Below are 13,909 nucleotides of genomic sequence, written 5' to 3' on the forward strand. Positions count from 1 at the left end.
AAACGAGGAGGAAAGAGTATGGAAAGTACAGCCGCAGGAAACATTAAATTGATTGTCTTTCAGCTGCAGGATGAAGAGTACGGCGCCGAAGTAGAAAAAGTTCGCTCTATTGAACGTATGCAGCACGTCACACGCGTGCCGGGAACACCCGATTTTGTAGAGGGTGTCATGAATCTAAGAGGGGTCGTTACCCCGATCATTGATCTTAGAAGACGATTTAACATGGCAGATAGAGAAACGACAGATGCGACTCGCATTATCATTGTTCAGGTCGGCGAAATGGAAGTCGGACTTATCGTTGATGCTGCTAATGATGTCATAGATATTGAGCGGGACAGTATGGAAGCAGCTCCCGAATCCGGCACCGCTGATGATACATGCATCCGCGGTGTGATAAAGCTGGAAAATCGGCTGTTAATCCTGCTTCACCTTGAAAAAGTGCTCGATGAGGAGGCATTGCTCATGATTGAGAATATGGAGGAACACCGTGAATTATGAGATTGGAGCTGAGGAGCTTGACTTCCTGAAAGAAGCAGGAAATATAGGGGCCGGGCATGCTGCAACTGCTCTTTCAACCCTCACGGGGCGGCGAATGGATATGCGTGTGCCCTCAGCTGCGATCCTGCCTTTTGAAGACATTGTTCTGGACGATGAGGAGGAAGCCGCTTCAGCCGTTCTCTTTCAACTTTCGGGTGCATTGAACGGGTGGATGGTCTTTATGCTTCCCGATTCTCAGGCAGAGCGCCTTGCCCGGCAGATGACAGGATATGCCGCACCGGATTCTCCGGCGCTGCTGCAGTCAGCGTTTGCAGAGGCGGGCAATATTGTCTGCGGAGCGTACATCAGCGCTGTAAGTGATCTCACAGGTAAAGTGCTTAGTCTTTCCCCTCCACAGCAGGCGGCTGATCTGAAAAGTGTGCTCATTGCAGAAGCACTCAGCGCGGTGGCCCCGGAAGCAGACGCTGCTTTGCTGATTGATGCATGCTTGACTGATGACAGTGAGAGCGGCGGCATGGAAGGAAGCCTTTTGATTGTTCCGGAACCAGACTCCCTGGTCGCATTGTTTCCACCAGCAGGACAATCAGATGAGTGAGATTATCAAAGTCGGCATGGCAGATATGAAGAGCGCTCAACCAGGAGAAAAGCTTCGAACGACCGGATTAGGTTCCTGCGTCGGACTCATCCTGTACGATCAAAAGAGCCGTATGGCTGTTATGGCACACATTATGCTTCCGGACTCACGAAATGTGTCAGCTCCACTTAATCGTGCCAAATTTGCCGATACCGCCGTAGAAGACATGCTCCGTTACTTTCAAACTAGAGGGGTTCCGTCTGGCAGGCTGCTCGCTAAGCTCGCCGGAGGTGCTCAAATGTTTTCTTTTTCCGACTCGGATACATTTCGAATCGGTCCGCGTAATACAGAAGCAGTGAAGCGGCTTTTAGCAGACGCATCTATTCGAATTATGTTTGAAGATACCGGTGGTAATAGTGGAAGAACGATCGAATTTAATCCGGCTGACGGGAGTCTGGAAATTCGTACCGTGCATAAAGGAGTGGTGACAGCATGATTCGCTTTGCCGTAACTGGAGCAGCCGCAGCTGCCTTGCTAACGTTTATCGCCTCTTTTCCGGTAAACAGTATAGCTGTCTCCGGGTTCCGAAGCGCGCTGGGCGGCGTTTGTGGAATGGTGGCTGGAATTGTACTGTTCTATATCATGAACGCTGTAACGATGCCGTTGAAACAGCATCCGGAAGATACTGCTGACCATGTTGCCGAAGCCGCTGAAGAGGAAAGTTTTCAGGAGGAGGATGCTGAATGAACAGCCGTCAAATAGCCGAACCGCTGCACCAGTATTGGGAGGATTGGCAGGTGAATCGGTCAGATCATGCTGGAAGTTCTCTTATTGAAGCATATATGCCGCTCGTAGATTATCACGTTCAGCGGGTACGGATCCATCTCCCGCGTTCTGTAAGAGAAGAAGAGCTTAGAAGCCATGGACTTATCGGATTGTATGATGCTCTGGAAAAGTTTGATACATCACGTGATCTCAAGTTTGACACGTATGCTTCCTTTCGAATCCGCGGAGCGATCATTGACGGACTTCGTCAGGAGGACTGGCTCCCGCGCTCTGTCAGAGAAAAAGCCAAAAAGATTGACCAGGCTGCCGACAGGCTGGAGCAGCAGCTCGGCCGGGCAGCAACGGCTGATGAGATCAGCAGGGAAACCGGCTACGAAACATCTGATATCACAAAAACATTAAATGACAGCTTCATTTCTCATTTCCTGTCGATTGATGAAAAGGCAGGAGATGATGACAGCGATGATTCATTTGTTCAGACGCTTGCTGATAAAACGGCTAAAACGCCGGATGAGGCACTGGCTCACAAAGGACTGCTCCAGGAGCTCGTCCAGGCTGTAGGAAAGCTTAACGAAAAAGAGCAGACGGTTGTTTCGCTGTTCTACGCAGAAGAGCTGACGCTTACAGAAATCGGCAACATTATGAATTTGTCAACCTCACGCATCTCTCAGATTCATTCAAAGTGTATGAAAAAACTTCAGCAGTTTTTAACTGACGAGAATAACTAATTGCTTAAGGAGTGATGATGAATGGAAGAGCTGGAAGGGGCGGCGATCATCATATCTGCCGGAGAAATGGAGGCTGTCATCCGGCCGGGACCCGATGGAATACCTCCGGGAGTCCCGGTTGCTGCTATGGAAGAGATGCTGCAAATGAGCGGAGTGGCGTTTGGTATTTCTGCCGAGGTGCTCCAGCAGATTCACACAAACGGCTGCGGGACGGAAGTAACAGTAGCAACTGGGCTGCCTCCTGTTAAAGGAAAGGATGCGTATATGCGGCTGCCCGAACAGAAAATTCAGGATCACGAACAGGCAGGCCAGGTTAACCTTCGTCATGTCACCGATATTTGGATGGCATCAAAAGACGACGAAGTTGGTGAAAAAGTAAAAGCAGAACTTGGAAAGCCAGGCACTACGGTGACTGGAAATACGGTTGAACCTGCTCCAGGTAAAGATTTCAAACTGAGGCCAGGTAAAAATACGGTTTTATCTGATGACGGTTTAAAGGTTATCGCTGCTGCAGATGGTCAAATTTCAGTCGACCGCAGACTCGTACACATTAACCCCGTCTTTGAGGTAAATGGCGACCTGGACATGAGTACAGGCAATATTTCGTTTAATGGAAATATAGTGATACACGGAAGCGTTCCATCCGGCTATCGGCTGGAAGCTGAAGGAGATATCTATATCCATGGTGCTGTTGAAGCTGCTTATATAAAAAGTGGCGGATCAGTATATGTGAAATACGGCGTAAATGGAGCAGGGAACGGAACAGTATGCGCCGATAAAGATGTAGAAGCTTCGTTTCTTAATGAAGCAGATGTTACGGCACTAGGTTCGGTCTACATAAAGAAAGAAGTCCGTCACAGCCGAGTCGAAGCCGGTGCCTTCTTTACCTGTACAAAAGGTGCAGGTCTTGTATCCGGAGGGACGGTTTCTGCAGGGACTGAAGCATCTATGAATGTGCTCGGCAACAGGCTTTATACGAAAACGGATGTATATTGCGGTGTCAGTGCCCGGGTGAGTGCTCAAAAGAAACGGTATGATGAGCAGCTCGCTGAGAATAGAAAAAAGTTAAAGCAGCTTGTCCTCATTCGTAACACAGGCGCTGCCCCGGCTGAGAGAGTAGCGGCTGCGATGCGGGAATCTGCCCAGCTCATCAGACTTGCGGAAGACCGCCTTGAGGCGTTGGATCATGAATCCGACAGCGGGGCGATCCTCGTATATAAAACGGTGTATCCGAACGTTACCTTTCATGCAGGGAAATACAGCAGGACGGTACAATCAGAATCAGGAGGCATGCATGTGTCTCTTCGTGATGGGGAATTAAGCAGCGACTATATTCGTCACCCGGTGCCGGGATGATGAGGGGGAGTAAGAGATGACCTTATTATTGCTGACCAGCCTGCTGCTTCATCTAGTGACGTTTTATGCGGTGATCATTTTATTCAGGCGCCAGGAAGCAGAGCCGACTCAGGATATGGATAAAAAAATGCGGCAGATGGAAGACATTCTGGCTGCTTATACAGAAGAAATGAAAGCCAGTAATGAGCGGCTTCTGCAAGAAATACAAGGAACAGCGGCTGCTGAAATAAGTCAAAAACAGAAAGTTGCAGATGCAGAGGAAGTACAGCGCTCCTATACTCCTCCACTGCCGCAGGAGCAGGATGAAACGTTCCAGCTCTCCGACCGTGCAAAAGTCCTGCAGCTGTATGCTGCAGGAAAAAAACCGGAACAGATTGCCGAGGAGCTGCAGATGGGAACCGGAGAAGTAGAATTGCTCATCCGTTTTCATCTGCAGTTGGAAAATTGATGATTGTCATCAGTGCTGATATATGATATATTTCTCTTTGGTGTTAATTACACACGGTCCGGATGTGGAGGGCGTTGCTGGAGACAGTCCCCTTTGCAAATGAACAGGCCGGAGGTTTAAAAAAACAATTACAGGAGGTGAGTGAATATGGCAGTGATCTCCATGAAGCAGCTGCTGGAGGCCGGAGTACATTTCGGACACCAGACACGCCGCTGGAATCCTAAAATGGATCGCTACATTTTCACAGAACGAAACGGTATTTACATTATTGATCTTCAAAAGACAGTGAAGAAAGTTGAAGAAGCATTTAATTTTGTACGTGATGTTGCAGCGCAGGGCGGAACCGTATTGTTTGTCGGTACGAAGAAGCAGGCGCAGGACTCTGTTAAAGAAGAAGCAGAGCGTGCAGGAATGTACTATATTAATCAGCGCTGGCTCGGCGGAACGCTCACTAACTTTGAGACAATCCGCAAGCGGATTTCCCGTCTGAAGCAGCTTGAGCAGATGCAGGAAGACGGCACTTTTGATGTCCTTCCGAAAAAAGAAGTTGTTATTCTCAACAAGGAAATGGACCGTCTCGAAAAATTCCTCGGCGGAATTAAAGAGATGAATAAGCTTCCGGACGCACTGTTCATCATCGATCCTCGTAAAGAGCGAATCGCTGTTGCAGAAGCGCATAAACTTGAAATCCCTATCGTCGGTATCGTTGATACGAACTGTGATCCTGATGAGATTGACTACGTCATTCCGGGTAACGATGACGCGATCCGTGCGGTCCGTCTTCTTACTGCAAAGATGGCAGATGCAATCATCGAGGCAAATCAGGGAGAAGAAACTACAGCGTAAGCAGGAAAAGGGTGATAGAGGGGCTGACCCTTTATCACCCTTTTTGTAAGAAAGGCTTCACTTTATCACATAAGGAGGATTTTAAAATGGCAATTTCAGCTAAAATGGTGAAAGAACTTCGTGAAAAAACAGGTGCAGGCATGATGGACTGCAAAAAAGCTCTGTCTGAAACAGATGGTGACATGGAAAAAGCAGTGGATTTCCTCCGTGAGAAAGGCATTGCAAAAGCTGCCAAAAAAGCTGACCGAGTTGCAGCGGAAGGGCTTGCTCATATCGTAAAAGAGGGCAACCGCGCTGTAATTGTAGAAATCAACTCAGAGACGGACTTTGTTTCTAAAAACGACGGCTTTATCAATATGGTCGATACAGTTGCGAAGCACATTTTGACTAACAGCCCTGCAGATGTTGAAGAAGCACTTGCTCAGGAATTTGCTGGTGAACAGGATACACTTCAGGATTTTATTAATAACCAGATCGCAACAATTGGAGAGAAGATTTCCCTCCGTCGTTTTGAAATTGTTGAGCTGGACGATAATGAGCATGCAGGTGCGTACATTCATATGGGCGGACGCATTGGAGTACTCGCAGTTGTTGAAGGCGCAGATGAGGAAACAGCTAAAGACGTAGCGATGCATATTGCTGCAATCAATCCGAAGTATGTCAGCCGCGATGCTGTATCTGAAGAAGAAGTAGACCGCGAGCGCGATGTACTGAAGCAGCAGGCTCTGAATGAAGGCAAGCCTGAAAACATCGTCGAAAAAATGGTTGAAGGCCGTCTTGGCAAGTTTTTCGAAGAGATCTGCTTAAACGAGCAGGCATTCGTAAAAGACAGCGACCAAAAAGTAGGCAAGTATGTCGAATCCAAAGGTGGTTCTGTGAAGACATTCTTCCGCTACGAAGTTGGAGAAGGTATGGAGAAGCGTGAAGACAACTTCGCAGAAGAAGTTATGTCTCAGGTGAAAAAGTAAGCACATGTTAAAAAGGGACACCCCCGGTGTCCCTTTTTCCTGAATGGGGAGAATCTACATCTTTGGAGGGACTTATGGAGCAGTCAAGCTATAAGCGAATTGTACTTAAACTTAGCGGAGAAGCATTGGCGGGAGAGCAGGGATTCGGAATAGATCCGGACATGATTCAGTCCATCGCAGATCAAATTCGGGAAATTCATGAACTTGATGTCGAAATAGCTATCATCGTAGGCGGCGGCAACATTTGGAGAGGAATGGCCGGAAGTGCTAAAGGAATGGACCGGGCTACAGCCGACTATATGGGTATGCTGGCTACAGTCATGAATTCACTCGCTCTGCAGGACAGTCTGGAAAATATCGGCGTCCAAACGCGTGTACAGTCATCTATTGAAATGAGGCAGGTGGCGGAGCCTTATATCCGTCGTCGTGCGATTCGTCATCTTGAGAAAAAGCGCGTGGTTATTTTTGCAGCGGGTACAGGAAATCCGTATTTCTCAACGGATACGACTGCCGCGCTGCGTGCAGCTGAAATTGAAGCCGATGTGATCCTGATGGCTAAAAACAACGTAGACGGTGTTTATAATTCAGATCCTTCCACAGATGTAAATGCTAAAAAATACGAGCAGCTTACTTACTTGGATATTTTAAAGGATGGCCTTGGAGTCATGGATTCTACTGCTTCATCCTTATGCATGGATAACGATATTCCGCTTATTGTCTTTTCCATCGCTGAAAAAGGAAATATCCGTCGAGCCGTAACAGGCGAAGATATTGGAACAATTATTAGGGGGAATGTCTGATATGTCACAGCAGGTTATTAAAGATTCAAAAGAACGTATGGATAAATCAGTAGAAGCGTTCAGCCGTGAGCTTTCCACTATTCGTGCAGGAAGAGCAAACCCGTCATTGCTTGATAAAGTTCAGGTGGAATACTACGGCGCGTTGACGCCGTTAAACCAGCTGGCAACAGTATCGGTCCCGGAAGGACGTCTGCTGCTGATTACACCATTCGATAAAACTTCCATTCAGAATATCGAAAAGGGAATTCAGAAAGCAGATCTGGGACTGTCTCCAAATAACGACGGCAACGTAATTCGCATTAACATTCCAGCACTTACGGATGAGCGCCGGAAAGAATTGATCAAAATAATCGGCCGTTATGCGGAAGAAGCAAAAGTAGCAGTTCGCAACATCCGCCGGGATGGTAATGATGAATTGAAGAAAGAGCAGAAGGATGGCGTATTGACAGAAGATGAGCTGAAGCGTGAGCAGGATGAAGTGCAGAAGCTCACGGACAGCACGATTAAAACGATTGATGAGTATGCCAAAAACAAAGAAAACGAAGTTAAGGAAGTGTAAGTTGCAAGCTGCCCGCCAATCAGGCGTGCAGCTTTTTTCATTTCAGCGAAAAGGATCCATTTTCAGCTGAATGCAGCTTCCTTTGACACTGCCGGGCCGCCGGCAGTGTCAAAGACAATTCCATGTAATGAAGGCGAGGAGGGTGCTCGTTAAAACGGGCATATGTAATATAAAACAACGATTTTTTCTCCTAAGGTTACTAAATGAGAGCAGTCAACAGTCTTTCCTTGCTCTAAGAGAAAGAAAACATGTTGGAATTGGACCAGCGTTGTTTATGCTTATGCTGTTATCATCAGGAATAGGAAAAAATCTGTTTCCTTATTATAACGGGGTGACAAACATGATAGAATAGTAGAGGAGCTTTTTAGACAACTAGAACCAGTTGGAGGCAGAGGCCATGTTAAATAAATTAGCAAGAAAAATGAAAAGCGATCCGGTAGAGCAGACGCTCCCTGATCAGGATGCCCCTGTCCCAGCCCATATAGCTATCATTATGGATGGAAACGGACGCTGGGCAAAGCAGAGGGGATTGCCGCGCATTGCCGGTCACCGGGAAGGCATGAATGTCATACGGACCATCGTTCGTTCTGCAAATAAGATCGGTGTAGACACATTAACACTTTATGCGTTTTCTACAGAGAATTGGAAGAGACCAAAAACAGAAGTAGATTTTTTGATGAGGCTTCCGGAGCGATTCTTAAGCATGGAACTCCCTGTTTTGATGGAGGAAAACGTGATTGTCCGTATTACCGGCTCGAAAGAGAGGCTGCCTGAGTATACGCGCCGGGCTGTTGAAGAAGCTGTCACGAAAACAGCTGACAATACAGGTCTTATTTTAAACTTTGCGTTAAACTATGGTGCACGCAATGAGATTATGGAAGCATTTGAGCATATTTATGAAGACGTGGAGAAAGGGCATTTACGAAAAGAAGATATCAGTGAATCCGTCGTGTCAGATTATTTGATGACAAATGGATTAACGGAGCCTGACCTCCTCATTCGAACGAGCGGTGAAATTCGGTTGAGTAACTTCATGCTTTGGCAGCTTGCATACTCAGAGTTTTGGTTTACCGAAGTACTCTGGCCGGATTTCAAAGAGCAGCATCTGCTGGAAGCCGTACAGTCTTATCAGAACAGGCAGCGCCGCTACGGCGGTGTTTAGAGGAGGATACTATGAAGCAGCGCATTATTACAGGAGTCATAGCCGGCGCTGGCTTTCTGGGGTTAATTTACATTGGGGGAGCCGCGTTTATCATACTAGTTACCGCGCTTGCGCTCATCGGCATGAGAGAGCTGCTGAAAATGAAGCAGATTCAGCCATTCTCATTCAAAGGGGCAGTAGGCTTTATTTTGCTGCTGCTGCTTGTTGTGCCGGATGTGCTTCTTGTGCAGCTGCCGTGGGAAGTAGACAGACTTGAGCTATTTTTGCTGCTTGTTATTTGTCTGCTCGCTTTAACGGTGCTATCTAAAAATAAATTTACTTTTGATGAAGCTGGATTCACCGTGCTGGCATCCGTTTATGTCGGATTTGGTTTTTATTATTTCATGTACGCTCGGTTTCTGGATAATGGAATGGAGTTACTTTTCTTCATCCTGATTCTCGTATGGGCTACAGATTCCGGAGCCTATTTTGCGGGTCGAGCTTTCGGTAAAACGAAGCTGTGGCCGGAAATTAGTCCGAAAAAAACGATTGAAGGGTCGCTTGGCGGTATTGCACTGGCGCTTACGGCGGGGATGATCTATTATTATTTTATTCCTGTGTATCCAAACGTATGGACAGCGGTAGCTGGTATTGTGGTTGTTTCCACGGCAGGACAGCTCGGTGATCTCGTAGAATCAGCATTTAAGCGGCATTACGCAGTGAAGGATTCCGGACAGGTACTTCCAGGTCATGGAGGTATTTTGGACAGGTTTGACAGCTTGATTTTTGTCATGCCGGTGCTTTACTTGTTTGGATTGCTAGGCTGATTGCATGCAATAGACGGGCAGGCCCGGGACTGTTAAGATGACGGTACCGGTTAGCCGCTAACAACGGCATATTAAGAATTTGGAGGCAGTCACATATGAAGCACGTACATCTGCTTGGAGCTACCGGCTCCATTGGGGTACAGACGCTGGATATTATTAGAAGCAATCCGGAGCATTTTAAACTGGAAAGCTTATCTTTTGGAAAAAATACAGAGGCGGCCGCAGAAGCGGCGAATGAATTTCGTCCGGCAGTGATTGGTGCGGGATCTCATGAAGCTGCTCAAAAGCTCAAACCGCTGCTTACTTACAAACCGGAAGTAATCCCGGGAGAGGAGGGACTTTCAGCCTGTGCGAATGCGGGCAGCAAGGGTGACGTTCTGGTAAACGCAGTGATGGGGCGAGTTGGATTGGAACCGACGCTTGCCGCTATGCGGGCTGGTAAAACGATCGCCATTGCGAATAAAGAAACGCTCGTAACAGCTGGTCACCTCGTTAAAAAACTTCAGGGAGAGACAGGCGTTGAGCTGCTTCCGGTTGATAGTGAGCATTCAGCGATTTATCAATGCCTGCACGGCAGAAAGCAGGACGTTAAAAGCCTTATTTTAACTGCCAGCGGAGGCAGTTTTCGGGACAAATCCCGGGAGGAGCTTAAGGGTGTAACGGTTGACGAAGCATTGAATCATCCAAATTGGAGCATGGGCGCAAAAATTACAATTGATTCGGCGACCATGATGAACAAAGGGCTGGAAGTGATAGAAGCGCACTGGCTTTTTAATATGCCCTATGAAAAAATCGATGTTCTGATTCATACAGAAAGCATTGTTCATTCGATGGTGGAGTATGTGGACGGCAGCGTAATGGCACATCTTGGCACACCTGATATGCGCGTTCCGATTCAATATGCCCTAACTTGTCCGGAACGGATGCCGATACAGGGCAGCCGGCCATTAAAGCTTTGGGAAGCAGGAACGCTTCATTTTAGTCAGCTTGATCTAAACCGGTATAAAGCGTTTAAGCTGGCTCTGGAAGCCGGCAAGGCGGGAGGCTCTATGCCGACCGTACTCAACGCGGCAAATGAAGCAGCTGTTGACATGTTTTTAAATAGAAAGATTACGTTTTTAGAAATTGATGAGCTCGTTGAACAGGCACTCGAACGGCATTCGCGAGTGACCGAGCCTGATTTGCAAGAAATTATTGATATTGACAGGGAGACGCGCATTCGAACTGCTGCGCAGGCCTCCGGATAAAGGAAGTGTAAGCAAATGAACACCTTATTAGCGGTAATCGTTATTTTCGGTCTGCTTGTCTTCATTCATGAATGGGGACACCTGGTTGTGGCGAAGCGAGCCGGCATTTTATGCCGTGAGTTTGCAATTGGGTTTGGACCGAAACTTTTCAGCTTCGACCGCAACGAAACTACGTATACGATCAGGCTTCTTCCGCTAGGCGGGTTTGTCAGAATGGCAGGAGAAGATCCAGAACTTGTGCAAATAAAGCCCGGCTATGAAGTCGGGTTACTATTTAATGATGAAGGTCTCGTTAAGAAACTTATCATTAATAATAAATCCAAGCATCCAGACTGCAGAGTGATGCAGGTGGAACAGATTGATATGGAGCATGATCTGTTTGTACGTGGATACGTTGAAGAAGAGGAAGATCCTGTTACGTACAGCCTCGACCGGAAGGCTCAATATGTATATGATGAGAAGGCGACACAAATAGCTCCATACGATCGTCAATTCTCCTCGAAAACGGTATCTCAGCGCGCCGCTGCTATTTTTGCCGGACCGCTGATGAACTTCGTTCTTGCAGTATTCCTGCTGATTATTTACGCTGCTATTGCCGGCCTGCCAGTCAATGAGCCGGTAGTTGGAGGGCTTTCAGAAGAAGGACCTGCGGAAGAAGCGGGTCTCGAAGAAGGTGACGTCATTCAGACGATCGATGGAACAGCGGTCAGCACTTGGGAGGATATGACTGGGATCATTCAGGAAGCACCGAATGAAACAATGGATTTCACCGTAGCTCGAAACGGCGAAACTTTCGACGTCACGATGACAACGGAAATTCGGGAAATTCCTGAAGCGGATGATATTGGCGTGATCGGGGTGCTTGCACCAACGGAACGAACGCTGACCGGTGCGCTTGCTTTTGGGTTTACTCAAACATATGAATATACGAAATTAATCATCGAAGCACTTGGCCTGCTGGTCACCGGCCAATTTAGTTTGGATGCACTTGCAGGGCCTGTCGGAATTTATAACTACACTGGTGAAGTGGCGGCGATGGGAGTACTTGTATTAATTCAGTGGGCTGCCATTTTAAGTGTCAATTTAGGTATCATCAACCTACTGCCCTTGCCGGCTCTCGATGGGGGCAGGCTGATGTTTATCGGACTGGAAGCAGTTAGAGGTAAGCCGATAGACCCTCAAAAAGAAGGTTTTGTTCACTTGGTCGGATTCGCACTGCTGATGCTGCTAGTTATAGCAGTAACCTGGAACGACATTAATCGAATCTTTTCCTGAGTTTCAGCAGGCTGAATAATAGCTTGAACCGTTTAAACGCATAAATAAATGAAGCAGATTTAATCCGGGCCGGCTTACACAGCCGGTTTGGAAAATACATAGCTGATCGAGGTGTCATAGATGAGACAAACAACGTTCTTAGTTCCAACGCTTCGCGACAATCCCAGCGGCGCTGATGCAGTCAGCCACCAGCTGATGCTGAGAGCCGGAATGATCCGGCAAAGCTCAGCCGGCGTTTATTCATTTCTGCCGTTAGGATGGCGGGTTCTGCGTAAGGTGGAGCAGATTGTACGTGAAGAAATGGACCGCGCCGGTGCACAGGAAATGATTATGCCGGCGATCCAGCCGGCTGAACTTTGGAAAGAATCTGGAAGGTGGGAAGATTACGGACCGGAGCTAATGAGGTTTAAAGACAGGCACCAGCGCGAATTCGCACTTGGCCCGACGCATGAAGAAGTGATCACATCCATCATTCGCGACGATGTGCGCTCTTACAAAGAGCTACCGATGACGCTCTATCAAATTCAAAATAAATTTCGTGACGAACGCAGACCCCGTTTTGGTGTTTTACGCGGAAGAGAGTTCCTGATGAAAGACGCGTACTCCTTTGACCGAGATTTCGATGGTTTGGATAAGAGCTATCAAAGTATGTATGAAGCGTATACGAATGTTTTTACGCGTCTTGGACTTAACTTCAGAGCTGTTATTGCTGACTCTGGCGCGATGGGCGGTAAAGACACACATGAGTTTATGGTATTAACGAACATTGGCGAAGATACCATTGCTTATTCAGATGGTTCTGATTTCGCTGCCAATATTGAAATTGCTCCTTGCGCGAATGATTACACTCAGCAGAGCGGTGAAGCAGAAGATCTAAGTGAAGTGGAGACCCCTGGACAGAAAACGATTGAGAGCGTCGGACATTATCTTGATTTGCCAGCAGAGCGGTGCATCAAGGCAGTCTTTTATGAAGTAGATGAAGAGCTTGTGATGGTGCTCGTGCGCGGCGATCACGAATCAAACGATATCAAACTCAAGCATGTGCTGGATGCCGGTAAAGTAGAGGCGGCTTCTGAGGAATTGATTCGTTCAGCAGGTAAAACGGTTCCTGGCTCAGCAGGTCCTGTCGGTATTGAAGGCGAACTGCGAATCGTTGCTGATCACGCTGTGCAATACATGGTCAATGCATGTACTGGAGCGAACAAAGAGGACGTTCACTATATCAATGTGAATCCGGGCAGGGATTTTACACCTGATCGGTATGAAGATCTCCGCGTTATTAAAGAAGGGGATCCTTCTCCGGACGGGAATGGAACGATTCGGTTCAAAGAAGGCATTGAAGTTGGCCACGTGTTTAAGCTTGGTACCAAATACAGTGAAGCGCTTGGCGCTACTTATTTAAATCAGGAGGGTAAAGCAAAGCCGATAGTAATGGGTTCATACGGCATTGGAGTTTCACGTACAGTCGCAGCAGTAATTGAGGAGAATCATGACGAGAATGGAATTGTCTGGCCAACAGCTTGTGCACCTTTCGATGTACATCTGATCGCAATAAACAGTAAAAAAGAGGAGCAGCGGGACTTGGCAGACCGGCTTTATGAGCAGTTCCGTCAGTCCGGCCTGGACACCCTCTACGATGACCGGGCAGAACGTGCCGGGGTGAAGTTTAAGGATGCGGATCTTATTGGTATTCCGCTGCGAGTACAAGTTGGCAAACGAGCAGAGGAAGGGTATGTGGAATTAAAGCAGCGAGCAGACGGGCAAGCTGAGGAACTGCATGTCGATCAGCTGGCATCCCGCCTGAACGAACTAATGGACATGTAGCCGAGTAAAGACTAATAGGAGGGGGCTGTCCG

General features: G+C 47.5%; 16 protein-coding genes. All 16 read left to right on the plus strand.

Going from position 1 to position 13,909, the window contains the following annotated elements:
* Nucleotides 1-18 precede the first annotated feature (18 nt).
* The 16 genes from ACSZLD_RS03050 (at nucleotide 19) to ACSZLD_RS03125 (ending at nucleotide 13,877) form a co-directional block, all read left to right on the plus strand.
* Nucleotides 19-498, plus strand: coding sequence for a chemotaxis protein CheW (locus ACSZLD_RS03050; RefSeq protein ID WP_444684189.1), 480 nt, complete (start codon nucleotides 19-21; stop codon nucleotides 496-498).
* Nucleotides 488-1,093, plus strand: a complete 606-nt coding sequence (locus tag ACSZLD_RS03055; RefSeq protein ID WP_444684190.1) for a chemotaxis protein CheC — start codon at nucleotides 488-490, stop codon at nucleotides 1,091-1,093. Before ACSZLD_RS03050 ends, ACSZLD_RS03055 begins: the two co-directional genes overlap by 11 nt.
* Nucleotides 1,086-1,568 (plus strand): chemotaxis protein CheD, encoded by a 483-nt coding sequence (locus ACSZLD_RS03060; protein ID WP_377908252.1) that lies wholly within the window; start codon nucleotides 1,086-1,088, stop codon nucleotides 1,566-1,568. Before ACSZLD_RS03055 ends, ACSZLD_RS03060 begins: the two co-directional genes overlap by 8 nt.
* Nucleotides 1,565-1,819, plus strand: coding sequence for a hypothetical protein (locus tag ACSZLD_RS03065; RefSeq protein WP_444684191.1), 255 nt, complete (start codon nucleotides 1,565-1,567; stop codon nucleotides 1,817-1,819). Before ACSZLD_RS03060 ends, ACSZLD_RS03065 begins: the two co-directional genes overlap by 4 nt.
* A complete protein-coding gene (locus ACSZLD_RS03070; RefSeq protein ID WP_377908254.1) occupies nucleotides 1,816-2,586 on the plus strand; it encodes a FliA/WhiG family RNA polymerase sigma factor in 771 nt (256 codons plus the stop codon). The genes ACSZLD_RS03065 and ACSZLD_RS03070 overlap by 4 nt, the downstream gene beginning before the upstream one ends.
* Nucleotides 2,587-2,607: 21 nt before the next feature.
* Nucleotides 2,608-3,942: a flagellar assembly protein A gene (locus tag ACSZLD_RS03075; RefSeq protein ID WP_444684192.1), complete on the plus strand. Its 1,335-nt coding sequence runs from the start codon at nucleotides 2,608-2,610 to the stop codon at nucleotides 3,940-3,942.
* Between the two features lie 16 nt (nucleotides 3,943-3,958).
* On the plus strand, nucleotides 3,959-4,390 hold the full coding sequence (locus tag ACSZLD_RS03080; protein ID WP_444684193.1) for a DUF6115 domain-containing protein: 432 nt from the start codon (nucleotides 3,959-3,961) through the stop codon (nucleotides 4,388-4,390).
* Between the two features lie 147 nt (nucleotides 4,391-4,537).
* On the plus strand, nucleotides 4,538-5,236 hold the full coding sequence (rpsB, locus tag ACSZLD_RS03085) for a 30S ribosomal protein S2 (RefSeq protein WP_168004611.1): 699 nt from the start codon (nucleotides 4,538-4,540) through the stop codon (nucleotides 5,234-5,236).
* Between the two features lie 86 nt (nucleotides 5,237-5,322).
* Nucleotides 5,323-6,204 carry a translation elongation factor Ts gene (gene tsf, locus ACSZLD_RS03090; protein WP_444684194.1) on the plus strand — a complete coding sequence of 294 codons (882 nt, stop codon included), beginning with the start codon at nucleotides 5,323-5,325 and terminating at the stop codon, nucleotides 6,202-6,204.
* A 74-nt stretch (nucleotides 6,205-6,278) separates the two neighbouring features.
* On the plus strand, nucleotides 6,279-7,004 hold the full coding sequence (gene pyrH / locus ACSZLD_RS03095) for a UMP kinase (RefSeq protein ID WP_444684195.1): 726 nt from the start codon (nucleotides 6,279-6,281) through the stop codon (nucleotides 7,002-7,004).
* Between the two features lies 1 nt (nucleotide 7,005).
* Entirely contained in the window at nucleotides 7,006-7,563 is a 558-nt protein-coding gene (gene frr / locus ACSZLD_RS03100) for a ribosome recycling factor (RefSeq protein WP_444684196.1), read from the plus strand.
* 397 nt (nucleotides 7,564-7,960) lie between these two features.
* Nucleotides 7,961-8,725, plus strand: a complete 765-nt coding sequence (gene uppS, locus ACSZLD_RS03105) for an undecaprenyl pyrophosphate synthase (RefSeq protein WP_377908260.1) — start codon at nucleotides 7,961-7,963, stop codon at nucleotides 8,723-8,725.
* Between the two features lie 11 nt (nucleotides 8,726-8,736).
* The gene (locus ACSZLD_RS03110) at nucleotides 8,737-9,531 is read left to right on the plus strand and encodes a phosphatidate cytidylyltransferase (RefSeq protein ID WP_377908261.1); all 795 of its coding nucleotides are present in this window, start codon (nucleotides 8,737-8,739) and stop codon (nucleotides 9,529-9,531) included.
* Between the two features lie 95 nt (nucleotides 9,532-9,626).
* Nucleotides 9,627-10,778: a 1-deoxy-D-xylulose-5-phosphate reductoisomerase gene (gene dxr, locus ACSZLD_RS03115; protein ID WP_444684197.1), complete on the plus strand. Its 1,152-nt coding sequence runs from the start codon at nucleotides 9,627-9,629 to the stop codon at nucleotides 10,776-10,778.
* Nucleotides 10,779-10,793: 15 nt separating this feature from the next.
* Nucleotides 10,794-12,053: an RIP metalloprotease RseP gene (rseP, locus tag ACSZLD_RS03120; protein ID WP_377908263.1), complete on the plus strand. Its 1,260-nt coding sequence runs from the start codon at nucleotides 10,794-10,796 to the stop codon at nucleotides 12,051-12,053.
* A gap of 120 nt (nucleotides 12,054-12,173) precedes the next feature.
* Nucleotides 12,174-13,877, plus strand: a complete 1,704-nt coding sequence (locus tag ACSZLD_RS03125; RefSeq protein ID WP_444684198.1) for a proline--tRNA ligase — start codon at nucleotides 12,174-12,176, stop codon at nucleotides 13,875-13,877.
* Nucleotides 13,878-13,909 lie beyond the last annotated feature (32 nt).

It is taken from the genome of Alkalicoccus luteus, assembly GCF_052061695.1.
Lineage (GTDB): Bacteria > Bacillota > Bacilli > Bacillales > Salisediminibacteriaceae > Alkalicoccus > Alkalicoccus luteus.